Annotated in this window: 16 protein-coding genes; 14 read left to right on the forward strand and 2 right to left on the reverse strand. The window is 52.0% G+C overall.

The window, feature by feature from the left end:
- Positions 1-3: 3 nt before the first annotated feature.
- The 9 genes from ftsB to rpoS all read left to right on the forward strand — a co-directional run bounded on the left by ftsB (position 4) and on the right by rpoS (position 6473).
- Positions 4-288 carry a cell division protein FtsB gene (gene ftsB, locus ABNT34_RS08485; protein WP_031567841.1) on the forward strand — a complete coding sequence of 95 codons (285 nt, stop codon included), beginning with the start codon at positions 4-6 and terminating at the stop codon, positions 286-288.
- Positions 285-977, forward strand: coding sequence for a 2-C-methyl-D-erythritol 4-phosphate cytidylyltransferase (gene ispD / locus ABNT34_RS08490; protein WP_348730601.1), 693 nt, complete (start codon positions 285-287; stop codon positions 975-977). The genes ftsB and ispD overlap by 4 nt, the downstream gene beginning before the upstream one ends.
- On the forward strand, positions 974-1459 hold the full coding sequence (gene ispF, locus ABNT34_RS08495) for a 2-C-methyl-D-erythritol 2,4-cyclodiphosphate synthase (RefSeq protein ID WP_348730603.1): 486 nt from the start codon (positions 974-976) through the stop codon (positions 1457-1459). The genes ispD and ispF overlap by 4 nt, the downstream gene beginning before the upstream one ends.
- A complete protein-coding gene (locus tag ABNT34_RS08500) occupies positions 1456-2520 on the forward strand; it encodes a tRNA pseudouridine(13) synthase TruD (RefSeq protein ID WP_348730605.1) in 1065 nt (354 codons plus the stop codon). Before ispF ends, ABNT34_RS08500 begins: the two co-directional genes overlap by 4 nt.
- Complete coding sequence (gene surE / locus ABNT34_RS08505; protein WP_348730607.1) at positions 2521-3273, forward strand: 5'/3'-nucleotidase SurE; 753 nt, start codon at positions 2521-2523, stop codon at positions 3271-3273. It begins immediately after the preceding gene.
- Positions 3273-3929: a protein-L-isoaspartate(D-aspartate) O-methyltransferase gene (locus ABNT34_RS08510; RefSeq protein ID WP_348730608.1), complete on the forward strand. Its 657-nt coding sequence runs from the start codon at positions 3273-3275 to the stop codon at positions 3927-3929. Before surE ends, ABNT34_RS08510 begins: the two co-directional genes overlap by 1 nt.
- Before the next feature lie 20 nt (positions 3930-3949).
- Positions 3950-4528 (forward strand): YqaA family protein, encoded by a 579-nt coding sequence (locus tag ABNT34_RS08515; protein WP_348730610.1) that lies wholly within the window; start codon positions 3950-3952, stop codon positions 4526-4528.
- 175 nt (positions 4529-4703) lie between these two features.
- On the forward strand, positions 4704-5396 hold the full coding sequence (locus tag ABNT34_RS08520) for a peptidoglycan DD-metalloendopeptidase family protein (RefSeq protein WP_348730612.1): 693 nt from the start codon (positions 4704-4706) through the stop codon (positions 5394-5396).
- A gap of 78 nt (positions 5397-5474) precedes the next feature.
- Positions 5475-6473, forward strand: a complete 999-nt coding sequence (gene rpoS / locus ABNT34_RS08525; protein WP_031567858.1) for an RNA polymerase sigma factor RpoS — start codon at positions 5475-5477, stop codon at positions 6471-6473.
- Positions 6474-6564: 91 nt separating this feature from the next.
- Here rpoS and mutS read toward each other — a convergent pair whose 3' ends face one another.
- On the reverse strand, positions 6565-9141 hold the full coding sequence (mutS, locus tag ABNT34_RS08530) for a DNA mismatch repair protein MutS (protein WP_348730615.1): 2577 nt from the start codon (positions 9139-9141) through the stop codon (positions 6565-6567).
- Between the two features lie 34 nt (positions 9142-9175).
- On the opposite strand from mutS, the gene ABNT34_RS08535 reads away from it, so the two are divergent.
- Positions 9176-9688, forward strand: a complete 513-nt coding sequence (locus tag ABNT34_RS08535) for a nicotinamide-nucleotide amidohydrolase family protein (RefSeq protein ID WP_348730617.1) — start codon at positions 9176-9178, stop codon at positions 9686-9688.
- 42 nt (positions 9689-9730) lie between these two features.
- Entirely contained in the window at positions 9731-10786 is a 1056-nt protein-coding gene (recA, locus tag ABNT34_RS08540) for a recombinase RecA (protein WP_348730618.1), read from the forward strand.
- Positions 10787-10885: 99 nt separating this feature from the next.
- Here the strand turns inward: recA and ABNT34_RS08545 are convergent, their stop codons facing one another.
- Positions 10886-11836 carry a hypothetical protein gene (locus tag ABNT34_RS08545; RefSeq protein ID WP_348730620.1) on the reverse strand — a complete coding sequence of 317 codons (951 nt, stop codon included), beginning with the start codon at positions 11834-11836 and terminating at the stop codon, positions 10886-10888.
- Between the two features lie 146 nt (positions 11837-11982).
- Here ABNT34_RS08545 and metA point away from each other — a divergent pair, with 146 nt between their 5' ends.
- The 3 genes from metA to metH are packed head-to-tail and all read left to right on the forward strand — an operon-like array spanning position 11983 to position 16603.
- Entirely contained in the window at positions 11983-12915 is a 933-nt protein-coding gene (gene metA / locus ABNT34_RS08550; protein WP_348730622.1) for a homoserine O-succinyltransferase, read from the forward strand.
- The gene (locus ABNT34_RS08555; protein ID WP_348730624.1) at positions 12912-13976 is read left to right on the forward strand and encodes a homocysteine S-methyltransferase family protein; all 1065 of its coding nucleotides are present in this window, start codon (positions 12912-12914) and stop codon (positions 13974-13976) included. Before metA ends, ABNT34_RS08555 begins: the two co-directional genes overlap by 4 nt.
- Positions 13976-16603 (forward strand): methionine synthase, encoded by a 2628-nt coding sequence (metH, locus tag ABNT34_RS08560; protein WP_348730626.1) that lies wholly within the window; start codon positions 13976-13978, stop codon positions 16601-16603. The genes ABNT34_RS08555 and metH overlap by 1 nt, the downstream gene beginning before the upstream one ends.
- The last annotated feature ends 225 nt before the right edge of the window (positions 16604-16828 follow it).

The raw sequence follows: 16828 nt of genomic DNA on the forward strand, positions 1-16828 counted from the left end.
GTTATGCGGCTGTTAATTATTATCCTGTTTGCGCTAGTCTGCGCGCTGCAATATCGTTTGTGGTTTGGGCCACACAGCGTCAAAGAATATTTTAAGCATCAGGAAGAGCTGAAAGTGCATTTGGCCAGCAATCAGGAGCTGGAAAAACGTAATAAAATGCTGATGGCCGACGTGGCCGATTTGCAAAGTGGCCTGGATTCTATCGAAGAACGTTCGCGCAACGAATTAGGCCTGATTAAACAAGACGAAGTGTTTTTCCGCCTGGTAGCCAAACAGGGCACTAAATGACCATTGCGATGTTGATCCCGGCGGCCGGTGTTGGCAGCCGTATGCAGGCCGACCGGCCGAAACAATATTTAACCCTGGCTCATCAAACCGTCCTTGAGCATACCGCCGGCAAATTACTGGCATTGCCACAGGCCCGCCGGTTGTTTTTAGCTTTATCGCCCAATGACCCTTATTTTCCGACTTTATCTTTAGCAAAAGACCCCAGAGTGTGTCGTGTTGACGGTGGCGCCGAGCGCGCCGATTCTGTGCTGGCTGGCCTCTTGGCGATAGACGCAGAAATTTTCCCCTGGACTTTGGTGCATGACGCGGCGCGCCCGCTGGTGCAGCCATCGGACATTCAGCAGTTAATCAGCACCTGTCTGCACAGCGGCACCGGCGGTATTCTGGCAAGCCCGGTGCGCGATACGATGAAACGAGGCGTGGTGCAAACGCAAGGGCCGAGTCTGGTCGCAGAGACCGTTGAACGGCGCCAGCTCTGGCACGCGCTGACGCCGCAACTGTTTCCTACCGTTCTGCTGCGTGATGCGCTGCAACGCGCCTTAGCGGCTGGCGTTGCTATCACCGATGAAGCTTCGGCGATGGAGTGGGCCGGCTATCCGGTGCAGCTGATTCCGGGTCGCGCTGACAATCTGAAAATTACCCAGCCAGAGGATTTAGCTCTGGCACGCTTTTATCTGGAGCAGGCATGATCCCTTTTCGTATTGGCCACGGTTTTGATGTGCACGCTTTTGGCGGCGAAGGCCCGGTGACCTTAGGCGGCGTCAAAATCGATTATCCGCAAGGTTTATTGGCGCATTCTGATGGCGACGTAGTGCTGCATGCAGTATCGGATGCTTTGTTAGGTGCGGTTGCGCTCGGCGATATCGGTCATCATTTTCCTGATACGGATGCCGCTTTTAAAGGCATCGACAGCCGGATCTTGCTGCGTAAAGTCTTTGCTGACGTCAAAGCGCTGGGTTATGCCATCGGCAATCTGGATGTGACTATTATGGCGCAGGCACCGAAAATGGCGCCGCATATAGAGGCGATGCGTCAGGTGCTGGCGGCCGATTTGGAAACCCAATTCAGCCAGGTTAATGTCAAAGCCACCACCACGGAAAAACTTGGTTTTGTCGGGCGCAAAGAAGGTATTGCGGTTGAAGCCGTGGTGCTGCTGGTGAAAACCGCATGAGCGACGCAGCAACCCATATTCAGTTTCCGCCGCTGGCTTATCTGTACGGCGAACCAAACTGCCGTGCTTTGCTCAGAAGCGCGCCGGAAGATTTTATCGTCGATGAAGAACTGAGTTTCACCCCAACCGGAGCCGGCGAGCATTTATTGCTGCAGGTCGAGAAAATCGGCCAGAACACGCAGTATGTCGGCAAACAAATCGCTGAAGCGGCCGGCATTAAATCGCGTTTAGTCAGCTACGCCGGTTTAAAAGACCGCCATGCCATCACCCGGCAATGGTTTTGTTTGCCGGTGCCGATCAAGCAGGAACTGAATTACCAAGACTGGCAGATTGAAGGCGTGCGGATTTTACAGTCGGTACGCCATCAGCGCCGGCTAAAAATCGGCTCCATCAAACAAAACCATTTCCGCCTGCGGCTGCGCAATGTCTCCGATGCGGCCGAGCTGGAACAGCGATTACAACTTATCAGCGCTGGCGTGCCGAATTATTATGGCGAACAACGCTTTGGCCGCGATGGCGGCAATTTGCAACTGGCCGAACATCTATTTCGTGGCGGCAGTATCAGCGACCGGCAAATTCGTGGTCTGGCGCTATCTGCCAGCCGCTCGATGCTGTTTAACCAGCAAGTGTCACAGCGTTTACAGCAGTTAGGTTTCCTGACCTTATTACCTGGCAGCGTCGTGCAGTTGGATGGCTCAGGCTCAGTGTTTCAGGTGGACCCGTTAGATAGCGAGATTCAGCGCCGGTTGTTGGAGCAGGATATTCATCCGACGGCGATTCTGCCCGGAATTGGAAAAATACTGGAACAAGATCAGGCGCTTGCCTGGCAGCAGCAACAACTAGCGCCGTGGCAGCATTGGGTGGATGGTTTGGTGGCGCTCAATGTGAATACCGAACGCCGCGCGGTGCGGCTGGTGCCAAAAGCGCTGAGTTATCAATGGCAGCATGATACACTCGAGCTCAGTTTTGCCCTGCCTGCAGGTTGTTTTGCCACCTCAGTGCTGAGGGAGTTGGTGAATTATCAGGATATCCGCCGGGATATCGCTGCTCTGGAGTCCTAAATGCGGATTTTGCTCAGTAATGATGATGGTGTGTACGCCAAAGGCATTTTAGTGTTGCAGCAGGCGCTGGCGGAGATTGCCACAGTGACCACGGTCGGGCCGGATCGCAACTGTAGTGGCGCCAGTAATTCGCTGACGCTGTTAAACCCACTGCGCACTCAGCAACTAGACAATGGTTTTATCGCGGTAAACGGCACGCCGACCGATTGTGTGCATCTGGCGATTAGCCAGCTGTGTGACAAAACGCCGGATTTAGTCGTCGCCGGCATTAATCATGGCGCCAATCTTGGCGATGATGTGTTGTATTCCGGTACTGTCGCGGCCGCCACTGAAGGCCGCCATCTGGGTTTACCGGCCATTGCCGTGTCACTGGCGAGCCGCGATGAAGAACATTTTGCCACTGCCGCTTATGTCACGGTCAAAGTCATTCAACAACTGAAATCGCACCCGTTACCGGCCGACCAAATTCTGAATATCAATGTGCCTGGTGTGCCGCTCAGTGAACTCAAAGGCATTCAGGTGACACGGCTGGGCCGTCGGCACAAAGCTGAAACCATGACCAGTACCACAGATCCCTGGGGCCGGCGCATTTTTTGGTATGGCTCGTTAGGGCCGGAACTGGACGCTGGCGAAGGCACGGATTTTTATGCCATCGCCAATGGCTATGCCTCGGTTACGCCGTTGCAAATCGACATGACGGCGTACCGCAGTCTGCAACCGCTAGAGCAATGGCTGGAAGGGATCCGTTTCTGATGGCTGTTGTGACTTCCCGCAGCGCCCAGGTGCTGGCGCAAAAACTTCAGGCCGATGGCATCAAATCCACCGAGGTGTTACAGGCGATTGCGCAAACCCCGCGCCATCATTTTGTTGAAATGGTTTTAGCGCATAAAGCTTATGAAAATACCGCATTGCCAATAGGCCAGGGCCAGACGATTTCGCAGCCCTATATTGTCGCGCGGATGACTGAGTTATTGTTGCAACCCAACACGGATGATACGCCCTGGTTGCCGAAAAAAGTGCTGGAAATTGGCACTGGTTCCGGTTATCAGACCGCCATTCTGGCGCGGTTATTTCCGCAGGTGTGTACAGTGGAACGGATCAAGTCGTTGCAGTTTCAGGCCAAGCGCCGGCTGCATCAACTGGATCTGCACAATGTCGCAATGAAACACGGCGACGGCTGGCTGGGCTGGCAGAGTAAAGCCCCTTTTGACTGTATTATCGTCACCGCAGCGCCAACCCAAGTGCCGGATGCTTTGTTGCATCAGCTGGTAGACGGCGGACGTTTGGTGATCCCGGTGGGCGCACAGGAGCAAATGCTCAGGGTCTATACCCGACAGCAGGATGCGTATCCGTCGACCGATGTTGAAGCGGTGCGGTTTGTGCCTTTAGTGCCGGGCGAACTGGCCTGATTGATTGTTAGGAGATTTTTTTGCGGATTTTTCAGTGGATGTACGACAAAGCGCTGGTCTGGGCCAAACACCGTCACGCCGAGCGTTATTTATTTGGCCTGAGTTTCACTGAGTCGGTGATTTTTCCGATCCCACCCGATGTGATGCTGGCACCGATGGCACTGGCGCACCCGGAACGCGCCTGGCGGCTGGCCTGGCTGACGACGCTGGCGTCAGTGCTCGGTGGTATGTTTGGGTACCTGTTGGGCTATATGTTGTATGAACCAGTGGTATTGCCGTTTATTCAATATATGGGCTATCAGGAAACTTTTGCGTTAGTTGAGCGCTGGTTTAACGAGTATGGCGTCTGGGTGGTGTTTATCGCTGGTTTCTCACCAATTCCTTATAAGTTGTTTACCGTCGGTGCCGGCTTGATGCATATGGCGTTTTTGCCTTTTGTTATTGCGTCTTTTATTGGCCGGGCCAGCCGGTTTTTTCTGGTGGCCGGCTTGATGTACTGGGGCGGTGCAAAAATGCAGGCCAAACTGCGCGAAATCGTGGATATCTTAGGCTGGGGCACTGTGGCCCTCGGCGGTCTTGCGTATCTGATTTATGGCTGATTCTTTGCAACAAGTTCAGGCTGGTTACAGCGTGGCGCGTGTCAGTCAGGTCGGGCTGACCTTCTGGTTTTGTCTGATGTTATCCGGCTGTGGCGTCAACAGCAGCCCGGCGCCGGTCGACAGCTGGCAGAGCCGCAAATCTGCCAGCAAATTATCGCAGGCAGACACCTATCAGGTGAAAAGCGGCGATACGTTATTTTCAATCGCCTTTCGTAACGGCATGGATTATCGCAGTCTGGCCAGGCTGAACCGCATCGCTGAACCTTATACCATTTATGTCGGTCAAATTCTGGTTGTTTCAAACACTAGTACAGATGCTGGCAGCGGGCGTAACCCTGCCACCACTAGTCTCAAATCAAATAAGAACTATTCAAATTCAAACAGTTCCGACACTGCATCAAAAAGCGCTAAAGTAGTTGCACCGCAAAATCAAAAGCGTTATGGTCAAAATGAACGGGTCGAAGAACCCGAAAAAACCGCAAGCAGTACCATTAATGGAAACGTTCGGCAATGGCATTGGCCAGTGAAAGGCCCGATATTAGCGAAATTTTCCAGTCAGGAACACGGTAACAAAGGTCTTGATATTGGTGGTGTTTACGGGACGCCGGTTAAAGCGGCAGCAGCAGGTCAGGTGGTATACGCCGGCAATGCACTGCGGGGTTATGGCAACTTAATTATCATTAAACATAATGACGATTTTTTAAGTGCTTATGCCCACAATCACCGTTTATTGGTGAAAGAACGCGAATCGGTGGCAGCTGGACAGACCATCGCTGAAATGGGCAATTCCGATGCAGACCGTATACAACTGCATTTTGAAATCCGCTATCGGGGAAAATCTGTCGATCCGCTGCGTTATCTGAAATAAATAACAGCACACAATCGCATCATTGAAGAACGGATTTCTGGCACTGACGCGTGACCCTTGCAGATCTGGGAGACGGATATGGGACAAAAAGATGAAGATGAAGTAGTTGATTTCAAGGAAGCGGAATTGACAGAAGACGTGGCGATGCTGGATGACGAATCAGCAGAGCCGGATATGGCAAGCCTCGCCACCGAAGAAGATAATACACCTGACGATGTGTTCACCCGTGACGACAGTCAACGCGCGATGGACGCAACACAAATTTACCTCGGCGAAATCGGTTTCTCGCCGCTGCTCAGCGCCGAAGAAGAAGTCTACTTTTCCCGTTTAGCCTTAAGAGGCGACGCAGCCGCCCGCAAACGCATGATTGAAAGTAATTTACGGCTGGTGGTGAAAATCGCCCGGCGTTATATCAATCGTGGTTTAGCGCTGCTTGATTTGATTGAAGAAGGCAATTTGGGCCTGATCCGCGCCGTGGAAAAATTTGACCCGGAACGCGGTTTCCGTTTCTCCACTTACGCCACCTGGTGGATCCGCCAGACCATTGAACGCGCCATTATGAATCAGACCCGGACCATCCGGTTGCCTATTCATGTGGTGAAAGAACTGAATATTTATTTACGTGCTGCCCGCGAGTTATCGCAGCGGCTGGACCATGAACCGACGCCGGAAGAAATTGCCGCTGCCTTAGACCGTCCGGTCGAAGAAGTGCGCAAAATGCTGAAACTGAATGAAAAAATCACTTCAGTCGACACGCCGGTGGCTGGGTCTTCGGAAAAACAACTGCTGGATATTCTGGCTGACGAAAAAGAGCTGGGGCCGGAAACTGAACTGCAGGATGCCGACATCCGGCAGCATCTGGTGGTCTGGTTGGAAGAACTGAACCCAAAACAACGTGAAGTATTGGCCCGGCGTTTTGGTTTACTCGGTTATGAACCTTCGACTTTAGAAGATGTTGGCCGCGAAATTGGCCTGACCCGTGAGCGGGTGCGACAAATTCAGGTCGAGGCGCTGCGCCGGCTGCGTGAAATTGTCACGCATCAGGGGTTGAATATCGAGACGCTGTTTCAGGAATAAACTGCCCGGCATACTGAGGCAAAAAAAGCGGGGGGCACTTCAACTCCCGCTTTTTTCTGCCTGCGATATGCAGGCATTGGCTTGATGCTGGTTACAGCTGCCGTTTAAGCGCAAAGAGTAAATCCAGCGCCTGCCGAGGTGTTAAATCATCCGGGTCAACATCGGCCAGTTGTGTCAGCACCGGGTGTGGGGCAGCTTCTGTAAACAAATCGGCCTGCGCCGGCAAGGTTGCTTTTGCTGCGCTGTCCGCCTTAGGCTGCTGTTGTTCCAGTGCCGCGAGTTTACGCCGCGCCTGCTGGATCACGGTTTTTGGCACCCCCGCAAGCTGCGCCACCTGCAGACCATAACTCTTACTGGCAGCACCCGGCTGTACCTGATGCATAAACACAATGTGTTCGTCGTGTTCAACCGCATCCAGATGGATGTTGGCGACACCGCTCAATAACGCAGGTAAATCGGTCAGTTCAAAATAATGGGTGGCAAACAAAGTCAGTGCTTTGAGTTTAGTGGCGAGGTACTCGGCACAGGCCCAGGCCAGAGACAAACCATCGTAAGTACTGGTGCCGCGACCAATTTCATCCATCAACACCAGGCTTTGCGCCGTGGCATGATGCAAAATGGTCGCTGTTTCAGTCATTTCCACCATAAAAGTCGAGCGCCCGGACGCCAGGTCGTCAGAAGCACCGACCCGGGTAAAAATACGGTCCACCGGCCCCAATGTGGCAGCTTGAGCCGGCACAAAACTACCGATATAGGCCATCAGCACTATAAGGGCGGCTTGGCGCATATAAGTCGATTTACCGCCCATGTTCGGACCTGTCACGACCAACAAATGCCGGTTGGGAGTCAACTCAAGCGGGTTGGCAATAAAAGGCTCACTGGTCATCTGCTCTACAACGGGGTGACGGCCTTGCTCGATATGGATGCCTGTTTCCGCCACAAGCCTTGGCTGGCAATAGTTCAGTCGTACCGCGCGTTCGGCGAAGTTAGTCAACACGTCCAGTTCCGACAAACTGGCTGCGAGTTGTTGCAGTGCGGCCAGATCCGGTGCTATCAAATCAAACAGTTGTTCATACAGCTGTTTTTCCAGCGCCAGGGCCTTGCTTTCGCTGCCGAGTACTTTGTCTTCATATTCCTTTAATTCCGGAATAATGTAGCGTTCGTTATTTTTCAGCGTCTGACGGCGGATATAATCCGGCGGCACCGCATCGGCGGCAGCGCGACCGGTTTCGATGTAATAACCGGCGACTTTATTAAAACCAACTTTCAGTGAAGCAATGCCGGTGCGGGCTTTCTCGCGTTGCTCCAGCTGTTCCAGATAATCGGTTGCGCCTTTGGCTAAAGCCCGCCATTGGTCAAGTTCAGCGGAATAACCTTCTGCGATGACACCACCATCCCGAATAAGCACTGGCGGGTTGTCGATAATGGCGCGCTCTAACAATGCAGTCAGGGCCGGCATTGGTTCGCAGTCTGCAGCCAGTTGCTGCAGGCGCCGGCTTTGCAGCTGGCTCAGCAGCGGTGTCAGTTCCGGCAATTGCTGCAACGCCTGACGTAATCTGGCGAAATCGCGTGGCCTGGCACTGCGCAGCGCCAGGCGGGCGACTATCCGCTCAATATCACCAATTTGTTTCAGCAGTGGTTGTAACTCGGCATCATATTGCTGCAATTCACTGACCGCCAGATGGCGCTCAGTGATAATGGCCTGATCGCGCAGCGGGGCGTGGATCCAACGTTTTAACAACCGGCTGCCCATCGCTGTCTGACATTGGTCGAGCACTGCAGCAAGAGAATGCGCATATTGGCCGTTCAGCGTTTGGGTCAGCTCCAGATTACGCCGCGTTGCGGCGTCCAACACTATATGGTCGCTGTGTTTTTCTAAGGAAATACTGCGTAAGTGCGGCAGATTGGCGCGTTGGGTATCTTTGACATATTGCAACAGGCAACCGGCAGCCATCAAACCTAAACGGGCGTCCTGCACACCAAAGCTCTGTAAGTCACGGGTGCCGAATTGCTGGCACAAAGCGCGTTCGGCGCTGCTTTGTTCAAAATCCCATACCGGACGGCGGCGCGCGCCTTTGCGGGCCAACACTAATTCCGGTAGCGGCTGGTCTTCACAATACAATAATTCAGCCGGATTGAGCCGCTGCAACAGCGCGGCCAGGTCGTCTTGGCCCGGTAATTCAGTGAGTACAAAACGGCCGGCACTTAAATCCAGATACGCCAAGCCAAATTGTTGTTTATGCAGATAAACCGCAGCCAGTAAAGTGTCCTGACGTTCCTGTAACAGGGCTTCGTCGGTGACAGTGCCGGGCGTTACCACCCGTACCACTTTGCGATCAACCGGGCCTTTGCTGGTGGCAGGGTCGCCAACTTGCTCGCAAATCGCCACGGATTCACCAAGCTGTACCAAACGCGCCAGATAGTTTTCCACCGCATGATGCGGTACGCCTGCCATCGGGATCGGGGCGCCGGCCGACTGACCGCGTTTGGTCAGCGAGATATCCAGTAATGCCGCTGCTTTTTTTGCATCGTCATAAAACAGCTCATAAAAATCGCCCATCCGGTAGAACAGCAAAATCTCCGGATTTTCTGCTTTGAGCGCGAGGTATTGTTGCATCATCGGCGTATGGGCAGTTGTTGCTTGCCCGGTCTGGATTTCTGACGGCATAATTAAAATTCTGATGTCCCAAAATGGAATGAAAATGACAGTTCCGGCCCATACCGAGACACTGGCCTCTGCACTGGGTCAGCTATTATTGCGGAAAAAGCTCAGTATCACCACCGCCGAATCCTGTACCGGCGGCGGTATCTCGTATGCATTAACCGCGATCCCCGGCAGTTCTGCCTATCTGGACCGCAGTTTTGTCACTTACAGCAACAAAGCCAAACAGCAGTTATTGGGCGTTAAAAGCGCGACATTACTGCAGTTTGGCGCTGTCAGTGAAGAGACAGTCGGTGAAATGGCGACAGGCGCAGCCGCCGCTGCCGGCGCCGATTGCGCTATCGCGGTATCCGGTATCGCTGGCCCGGATGGTGGCAGTGCATTAAAACCGGTGGGGACTGTCTGTTTTGGTTTTTATCTGCTGGGTGCCGTCGCGACAGTGCGAATTTTGCTACACGGCGACAGATCGGCGGTCCGGCAACAAAGTATCGATTTTGCTTTGCAGCAGATGATTCAGTTGTTGACAGCACAAACTGATTCAACTACTGTATGAGCATACAGCATTTCAGGCGAAACCCATTTTCCGGAGTTCCAGATGGACGACAATAAACAAAAAGCCCTCAGCGCAGCCTTAAGCCAAATCGAACGTCAGTTCGGTAAAGGTTCAATCATGAAGTTGGGTGATAACACCTCGCTGGAGATTGATGCTATCTCTACCGGCTCTTTGGGTTTGGACATTGCCCTTGGCATTGGTGGTTTACCTTGTGGCCGAATCGTTGAAATCTATGGTCCTGAATCTTCAGGTAAAACGACTCTCACCCTCCAGGTGATTGCAGAAGCGCAAAAGCTTGGCAAAACCTGTGCGTTTATCGACGCCGAACACGCTTTGGATCCGATTTATGCCGGCAAGCTCGGCGTTAAAATCGACGACCTGTTGGTGTCACAGCCAGACACCGGTGAACAGGCTTTAGAGATTTGCGACATGTTGGTCCGTTCTGCAGCAGTAGATGTGATCATCGTCGACTCTGTAGCTGCGTTGACGCCAAAAGCAGAAATTGAAGGCGACATGGGCGACAGCCATGTCGGTCTGCAAGCCCGTCTGATGTCCCAAGCGCTGCGTAAACTGACCGGTAACATCAAACGCTCAAACACCTTGTGCATTTTCATCAACCAAATCCGGATGAAGATCGGTGTGATGTTCGGTAACCCGGAAACGACCACCGGTGGTAACGCCCTGAAATTCTACGCTTCAGTCCGCCTGGATATTCGCCGTATTGGTTCTGTCAAAGAAGGCGAAGAAGTGGTCGGTAACGAGACCCGTGTCAAAGTAGTGAAAAACAAAGTCGCACCACCATTCCGTCAGGCTGAATTTATTATCCAGTATGGCGCAGGCATCAGTAAAACCGGCGAGCTGATTGATTTGGGTGTTGCTGAAAAACTGGTCGATAAAGCCGGTGCCTGGTACGCCTATAAAGGTAATAAGATTGGTCAGGGTAAAGCCAATGCGATGAAGTATCTGGCTGAAAACCCAGCCGTGGCGCAGGAGATCGAAACTGAGCTGCGTAACCGCTTGTTACTGCAACCGACCAAAGGTGCTCCGGCCATCGAAGAGTTAGCCGCTGAACCCGCTGAGCTTGATGAAGAGTTTTAAGCTGGATGCTGACTACTGTGTGACAAGTCTTTCAGCAGTTGACGGACTTGTTGTACAAAACTGACACAGAAAATGGCCCAAGTGGGCCATTTTTTACTGCTAACGCTCATGCCCTTGAGTCGTCGGCGCGGTCGACGCGGCCGATGTCGAATGTAAAGCAGGCTTTGTTTTAGGCTTTGCTGCAGGTAAATTCAATATCTGTACTGAATTTTCCGGCAACATAAACCCAGCTTGTTTGTACAACTGCTCAATCCTGCCATTTTCCCGCAAAATTCTGAGACCTTTATTCAACGCCTCATTGGCAAAGCGGCCGTCCGGATGAGATTTACTGATAACAAAATGCCGACTGTCATTGAGTAATATGGCGACACCAGGCACTACTTTTAAGCGCAGCTGTTCCAGTTGATAGATACCTTTTTCATCATGAAAAAAAGGCATCAGCATAAAATCAACCCAACGCATATGCACCATCCGGGCCTGACTGAGCCATTCATCTTCTTGCACAAGCTCTTTTAAACCTAAAGCCTGCATCGTCTCCCAGTCAGTACGCCACTTAGGTGTAGACACGCCGCTAAATTTACGTAGCTCGGTTAAAGTCCGGGTGCGAAGCACTGGCAGATTCTCGGGGCTGGTATAAATGCCGGCTAAATATTCACCGCGCCGCACCACAGGTTCGCTGATAAAAACTTTGCCCGCGAGCGCTTTGGCATCTGTCAGCCAATACGTATCAAAACTTAGCAGGGAATCACCACTTTCCAGCATCTTGGTATTACGGAAATTAAACTTGCCAGGTTGATAATAAAAATTCTTGGTAAAACCGCCCAAAGCCAATGCTTGCTGTAGCAACACCATATCTGCGACATCACGGCGCATAGTGATGCCACGAAAATCCACAATGCTCAATACAGGCCGGCCATTGAGAAACTTCAGATAATCTTCGTAGACATCGTCTCGAATATAAACCGGAATTTCCTCAGGTTTTGGTAATACAGGCTCGGCGGTACAGGTCAGGCTGAGCACCAGACCACAGATGCAGCCAATTAATTTCATGGTCACTCCGAATCTAAGATGTCTTCCAGCATAGAGCTGAAAACCCAGTATTTCAAAATATCAAATGGACGTCTAAACGTATAGAAGTTGACAATTAATGGGCGATTCGGCAAAGTGACGCATCTTTGTGGTGTTGTGGAGCCTTTATGCCTATTAAAGTGATAGATCAGTTACCAGCCGTGGAAGCCTTGTCGGCGGAAAATGTTTTTGTTATCACTGAAAGCCGGGCCCGCACTCAGGATATCCGTCCACTGCGTATTGCCATTCTGAACCTGATGCCAAATAAAGTGACCACAGAAATTCAGTTATTGCGTTTGCTGGCGAACAGTCCGCTGCAAGTAGATATCGAACTGATCCGGCTGGACAACCATGTCAGCAAACACACACCGGAAAGTCATCTGAATTGCTTTTATCGTTATTTTTCCGATGTACAACAGCAAAATTACGACGGCTTGATTATCACTGGTGCACCGCTTGGTCTGGTCGATTATGAGGACGTCAGTTACTGGCCACAGTTATCCGAAATACTCGCCTGGGCTGATAGACACGTCACATCCACCTTATTCCTCTGCTGGGCTGCGCATGCGGCTCTTTACTATTACTACGGCTTGCAGCGCGAGATCCGTGGCGAGAAGTTATCCGGTGTGTACTGGCAAAATGTGGTGCAGCCGTTGTGTCCATTAGTGCGCGGTTTTGATGACAGTTTCCTGGTGCCGCATTCACGTTATGCACAGGTGCCAAAGCAAAAATACCAACAACACCCGGATATTCACGTATTAGCTGAAGCCGACGCCACCGGCGCATATTTATTGCAAAATTCCAGCGGTAGCCGGATTTTTGTCACTGGCCACCCGGAATATGATTTAACTACACTAAATGATGAATATCAGCGTGACCTCGCCGCTGGGTTAAGCCCCAAAGTGCCGGAGAATTATTTCCGTGACAACGATCCAAGCAAAGGCCCAATGAAACTGTGGCAGAGTCATGCCTTTTTGTTATTCAGTAACTGGCTGAATTATTATGTCTATCAGGCCACACCATTTGATTTAGCGCGCGTAGGCGAGGGGAGAGCAGTATGAGTGCCCGGTTAAGCGCAGAACGCTTTAAGCAAATTCTGGCGGAGCGAATTCTGGTTTTGGATGGTGCCATGGGCACCATGATCCAGAATTTCCAGCTGCAGGAAGCGGATTATCGCGGCACTGAATTCGCCGACTGGCCTTCAGACCTCAAAGGCAATAACGACTTACTCGTCCTGACGAAGCCTGAAGTGATTCTGTCCATACACCGTCAATATCTCGAGGCTGGCGCGGACATTCTGGAAACCAACAGTTTTAACGCCACCACTATTGCGATGGCAGATTACGATATGTCGCATCTGGCGGCGCGGATTAACCGCGAAGCAGCGCGTCTGGCGCGGCAGGCTTGTGATGAGTTCACCGCGAAAAATCCGGCAAAACCACGTTTTGTTGCCGGTATTTTGGGGCCCACGAACCGCACGGCGTCGATTTCGCCGGATGTGAATGACCCGGGTTATCGCAATGTCAGCTTTGATCAGCTGGTTGCCGCATATAACGAAGCGACTCACGCGCTGATTGAAGGTGGCGCGGACCTCATCATGCTGGAAACCATTTTTGATACATTAAATGCCAAAGCCGCTGCTTTTGCAGTGCTGCAGGTGTTTGACGAGCTCGGTTATAAACTGCCGGTGATGATCTCCGGCACTATCACAGACGCATCGGGCCGGACTTTATCGGGCCAGACCACTGAAGCTTTTTATCACTCACTGGCGCATGTCGAACCGGTCAGTTTTGGCCTGAACTGCGCGCTAGGCCCGGATCTATTAAGGCCTTATGTCGAGACGATGGCGGCCATCGCCGAATGTGCCACTTCTGTGCATCCGAATGCCGGCTTACCAAATGAATTTGGCGAATATGACCTGAATGCTACAGATATGGCCGCAGAAATCAGGGACTGGGCCAACAATAACTTTATTAATATCGTCGGCGGTTGCTGCGGTACTACGCCGGAGCATATCCGGGTTATTGCGGATGTCGTTGCCGGCTTACCGCCGCGCGAGCCGAAGCCGGTCAGTCACAGTTTTAATCTGGCTGGTCTTGAAGCCTTTTCGTTGGAGTGGTGATGCAACAACAAGCCCGCTTTATTAACATTGGTGAGCGCACCAACGTCACGGGGTCTGCCCGCTTCAAAAAACTGATTATGGACGGCAAGTTTGAAGCCGCCTTGGATGTCGCACGGCAGCAAGTCGAAAATGGCGCCCAAATCATCGATATCAACATGGACGAAGCGATGCTCGACAGCAAAGCTGCCATGGTGCGTTATCTGAATTTGCTGGCCAGTGAGCCGGATATCGCCCGGGTGCCGATCATGGTCGACTCGTCGAAATGGGAAGTGATTGAAGCCGCACTGAAATGTATTCAGGGCAAAGCGGTGGTCAATTCGATTTCCTTAAAAGAAGGGGAAGCACCTTTTATTCAACAGGCAAAATTACTACGCCGCTATGGTGCTGCTGTGGTCGTGATGGCTTTTGATGAAGTCGGTCAGGCCGATACCAAAGTGCGAAAAGTTGAAATTTGTCAGCGCGCTTACAAGATTCTGGTGGAACAAATCGGCTTCCCGCCACAAGACATTATTTTTGACCCAAATATCTTCGCCGTTGCCACTGGTATTGAAGAGCATAACAACTATGCCGTTGATTTTATCGAAGCCACCCGCGAAATAAAGCGGCTTTGCCCACATGCAAAAATTTCCGGTGGTGTGTCGAACGTGTCATTTTCCTTCCGGGGCAATGATCCAGTACGTGAAGCCATTCATTCGGTGTTTTTGTATCACGCCATCAAAGCCGGCATGGACATGGGGATCGTCAACGCCGGTCAGCTGGCGGTGTATGACGATATCCCGGAATTGTTGAAAGAACGCGTCGAAGATGTGGTGTTAAACCGCCGCTCCGATGCCACTGAACGTTTGTTAGAAGTCGCGGCACAGTTCCACGGTAAAGGCACTGTTGCAGTCAAAGAAGATGATGCCTGGCGCAGCTGGCCTGTGTCCAAGCGCTTAGAGCATGCACTGGTCAAAGGCATCACCGACTTTATTGATCAGGATACTGAAGAAGCACGCTTAAGTGTCGAGCGCCCGCTGCATGTGATCGAAGGCCCGCTGATGGACGGTATGAATGTCGTCGGTGACTTGTTTGGCGAAGGCAAGATGTTCCTGCCGCAGGTGGTCAAATCGGCCCGCGTGATGAAAAAAGCCGTGGCTTATCTGCAACCTTATATAGAAGCAGAAAAAGCCGGCTCCGGTGCCACGACTCAGGGCAAAGTGCTGATGGCCACCGTCAAAGGTGACGTGCATGATATCGGCAAGAATATCGTTGGTGTGGTGCTGCAGTGTAATAACTATGAAGTGATTGACCTTGGTGTGATGGTGCCGTGCGCCACTTTGCTGCAAAAAGCCAAAGAGCTGAATGTCGATGTCATCGGTTTATCTGGCTTGATCACACCGTCGTTAGACGAGATGGTGCATGTCGCCAAAGAAATGACCCGGCTTGGTTTCACCATCCCATTATTAATTGGCGGTGCCACTACCTCCAAAGCGCATACCGCTATCAAGATTGCGCCGCATTATGCCCATGGCGTGGTGTATGTGCCGAACGCGTCGCGCAGTGTTTCTGTGGTGCAGTCGCTGATTTCAGCTGAGCTGAAACCGGATTATCTGGCACGGGTGCAGGATGAGTATGTGCGTGTCATCGAACAACATCAGCGCAGCCGCAAACACGAAGAAATGCTGACGCTGGAACAGGCGCGGGCCAATCGCTTTCCACTGGATTTGCAAAAGGTCGCGCCGGCGCCGCTGCAGCCCGGTGTGCATGTCTGGCAGGACGTCGATTTAGAGGTGCTGCGCGATTACATCGACTGGACGCCGTTTTTCCTGACCTGGCAATTATCTGGCAAATTCCCGGCCATTCTGAATCATGCCGAGGTAGGCTTGGAAGCCAGGCGGGTCTATCAGGATGCCAATGCAATGTTAGATCGGATGATTGCAGAGCGAAAAGTGACGGGACGTGCGGTATTCGGTTTATTCCCTGCCAATAGTGATGGCGATGACATCATTGTCTGGACCGACGAAAGCCGCGCTGCCGAGCGCTGCCGTTTGTTTAATCTGCGCCAGCAAGTTGCGCTTCGCAACAAAGCGCCGAACTGCTCTTTAGCTGATTTCATCGCACCTGTGGATTCAGGCATTGCCGACTATATCGGTGCCTTTGCTGTCAGTACCGGCTTTGGTGCCGACGAGTTTGCCGCAGAATTTGCCAAGGCGCACGACGATTACAACAGTATTATGGTGAAAGCGTTGGCCGATCGTTTAGCGGAAGCACTGGCTGAGTACCTGCATATGAAAGTACGCAAAGAATACTGGGGTTATGCCGCCAATGAGCAACTGGATAATGAGCAGCTGATTCGGGAGGCCTATCAGGGCATTCGCCCGGCGCCGGGATATCCGGCTTGTCCGGAACATACTGAGAAAGGCACTTTGTTCTCTTTATTAGATGCAGAGGCACAGATCGGTATGTTGCTGACGGAAAGCTATGCGATGTGGCCAGGCGCTGCGGTATCGGGCTGGTATTTAGCGCATCCGGATAGCAAGTACTTCGCGGTCAGCAAGATTGGTGAAGATCAGCTGTCAGAATATGCGGCGAAGAAAGGCTGGAGCCGCAGTGAAGCTGAAACCTGGTTAGCACCAAATCTGCGCTAACCACTATTTACTGCTATATCGAGTAGGTAACAGAAGCCAATCGCTGCCGCGATTGGCTTCTTCGTCTGTATGGTGGTGGCTTTATCAGCAGGTATTTACGATAAAAACAGCAGTTCGAGCAAAAAACACCCGAACGATCGCAAAAGCGCAACTTTTCTCAAATTTAGGCTTGCGTAAGTTTCGTGACGGCCTATAATGCGCGCCATGCCGACGGGGTGAAGCGAA

The organism is Rheinheimera texasensis (assembly GCF_964031785.1).
Taxonomy (GTDB): domain Bacteria; phylum Pseudomonadota; class Gammaproteobacteria; order Enterobacterales; family Alteromonadaceae; genus Pararheinheimera; species Pararheinheimera texasensis_A.

Coding starts and splice junctions, on each gene's coding strand:
- ftsB (WP_031567841.1), top strand. CDS start 4: ATGCGGCTGTTAATTATTATCCTGTTTGCGCTAGTCTGCGCGCTGCAA.
- ispD (WP_348730601.1), top strand. CDS start 285: ATGACCATTGCGATGTTGATCCCGGCGGCCGGTGTTGGCAGCCGTATG.
- ispF (WP_348730603.1), top strand. CDS start 974: ATGATCCCTTTTCGTATTGGCCACGGTTTTGATGTGCACGCTTTTGGC.
- ABNT34_RS08500 (WP_348730605.1), top strand. CDS start 1,456: ATGAGCGACGCAGCAACCCATATTCAGTTTCCGCCGCTGGCTTATCTG.
- surE (WP_348730607.1), top strand. CDS start 2,521: ATGCGGATTTTGCTCAGTAATGATGATGGTGTGTACGCCAAAGGCATT.
- ABNT34_RS08510 (WP_348730608.1), top strand. CDS start 3,273: ATGGCTGTTGTGACTTCCCGCAGCGCCCAGGTGCTGGCGCAAAAACTT.
- rpoS (WP_031567858.1), top strand. CDS start 5,475: ATGGGACAAAAAGATGAAGATGAAGTAGTTGATTTCAAGGAAGCGGAA.
- mutS (WP_348730615.1), bottom strand. CDS start 9,141: ATGCCGTCAGAAATCCAGACCGGGCAAGCAACAACTGCCCATACGCCG.
- ABNT34_RS08535 (WP_348730617.1), top strand. CDS start 9,176: ATGACAGTTCCGGCCCATACCGAGACACTGGCCTCTGCACTGGGTCAG.
- recA (WP_348730618.1), top strand. CDS start 9,731: ATGGACGACAATAAACAAAAAGCCCTCAGCGCAGCCTTAAGCCAAATC.
- ABNT34_RS08545 (WP_348730620.1), bottom strand. CDS start 11,836: ATGAAATTAATTGGCTGCATCTGTGGTCTGGTGCTCAGCCTGACCTGT.
- metA (WP_348730622.1), top strand. CDS start 11,983: ATGCCTATTAAAGTGATAGATCAGTTACCAGCCGTGGAAGCCTTGTCG.
- ABNT34_RS08555 (WP_348730624.1), top strand. CDS start 12,912: ATGAGTGCCCGGTTAAGCGCAGAACGCTTTAAGCAAATTCTGGCGGAG.
- metH (WP_348730626.1), top strand. CDS start 13,976: ATGCAACAACAAGCCCGCTTTATTAACATTGGTGAGCGCACCAACGTC.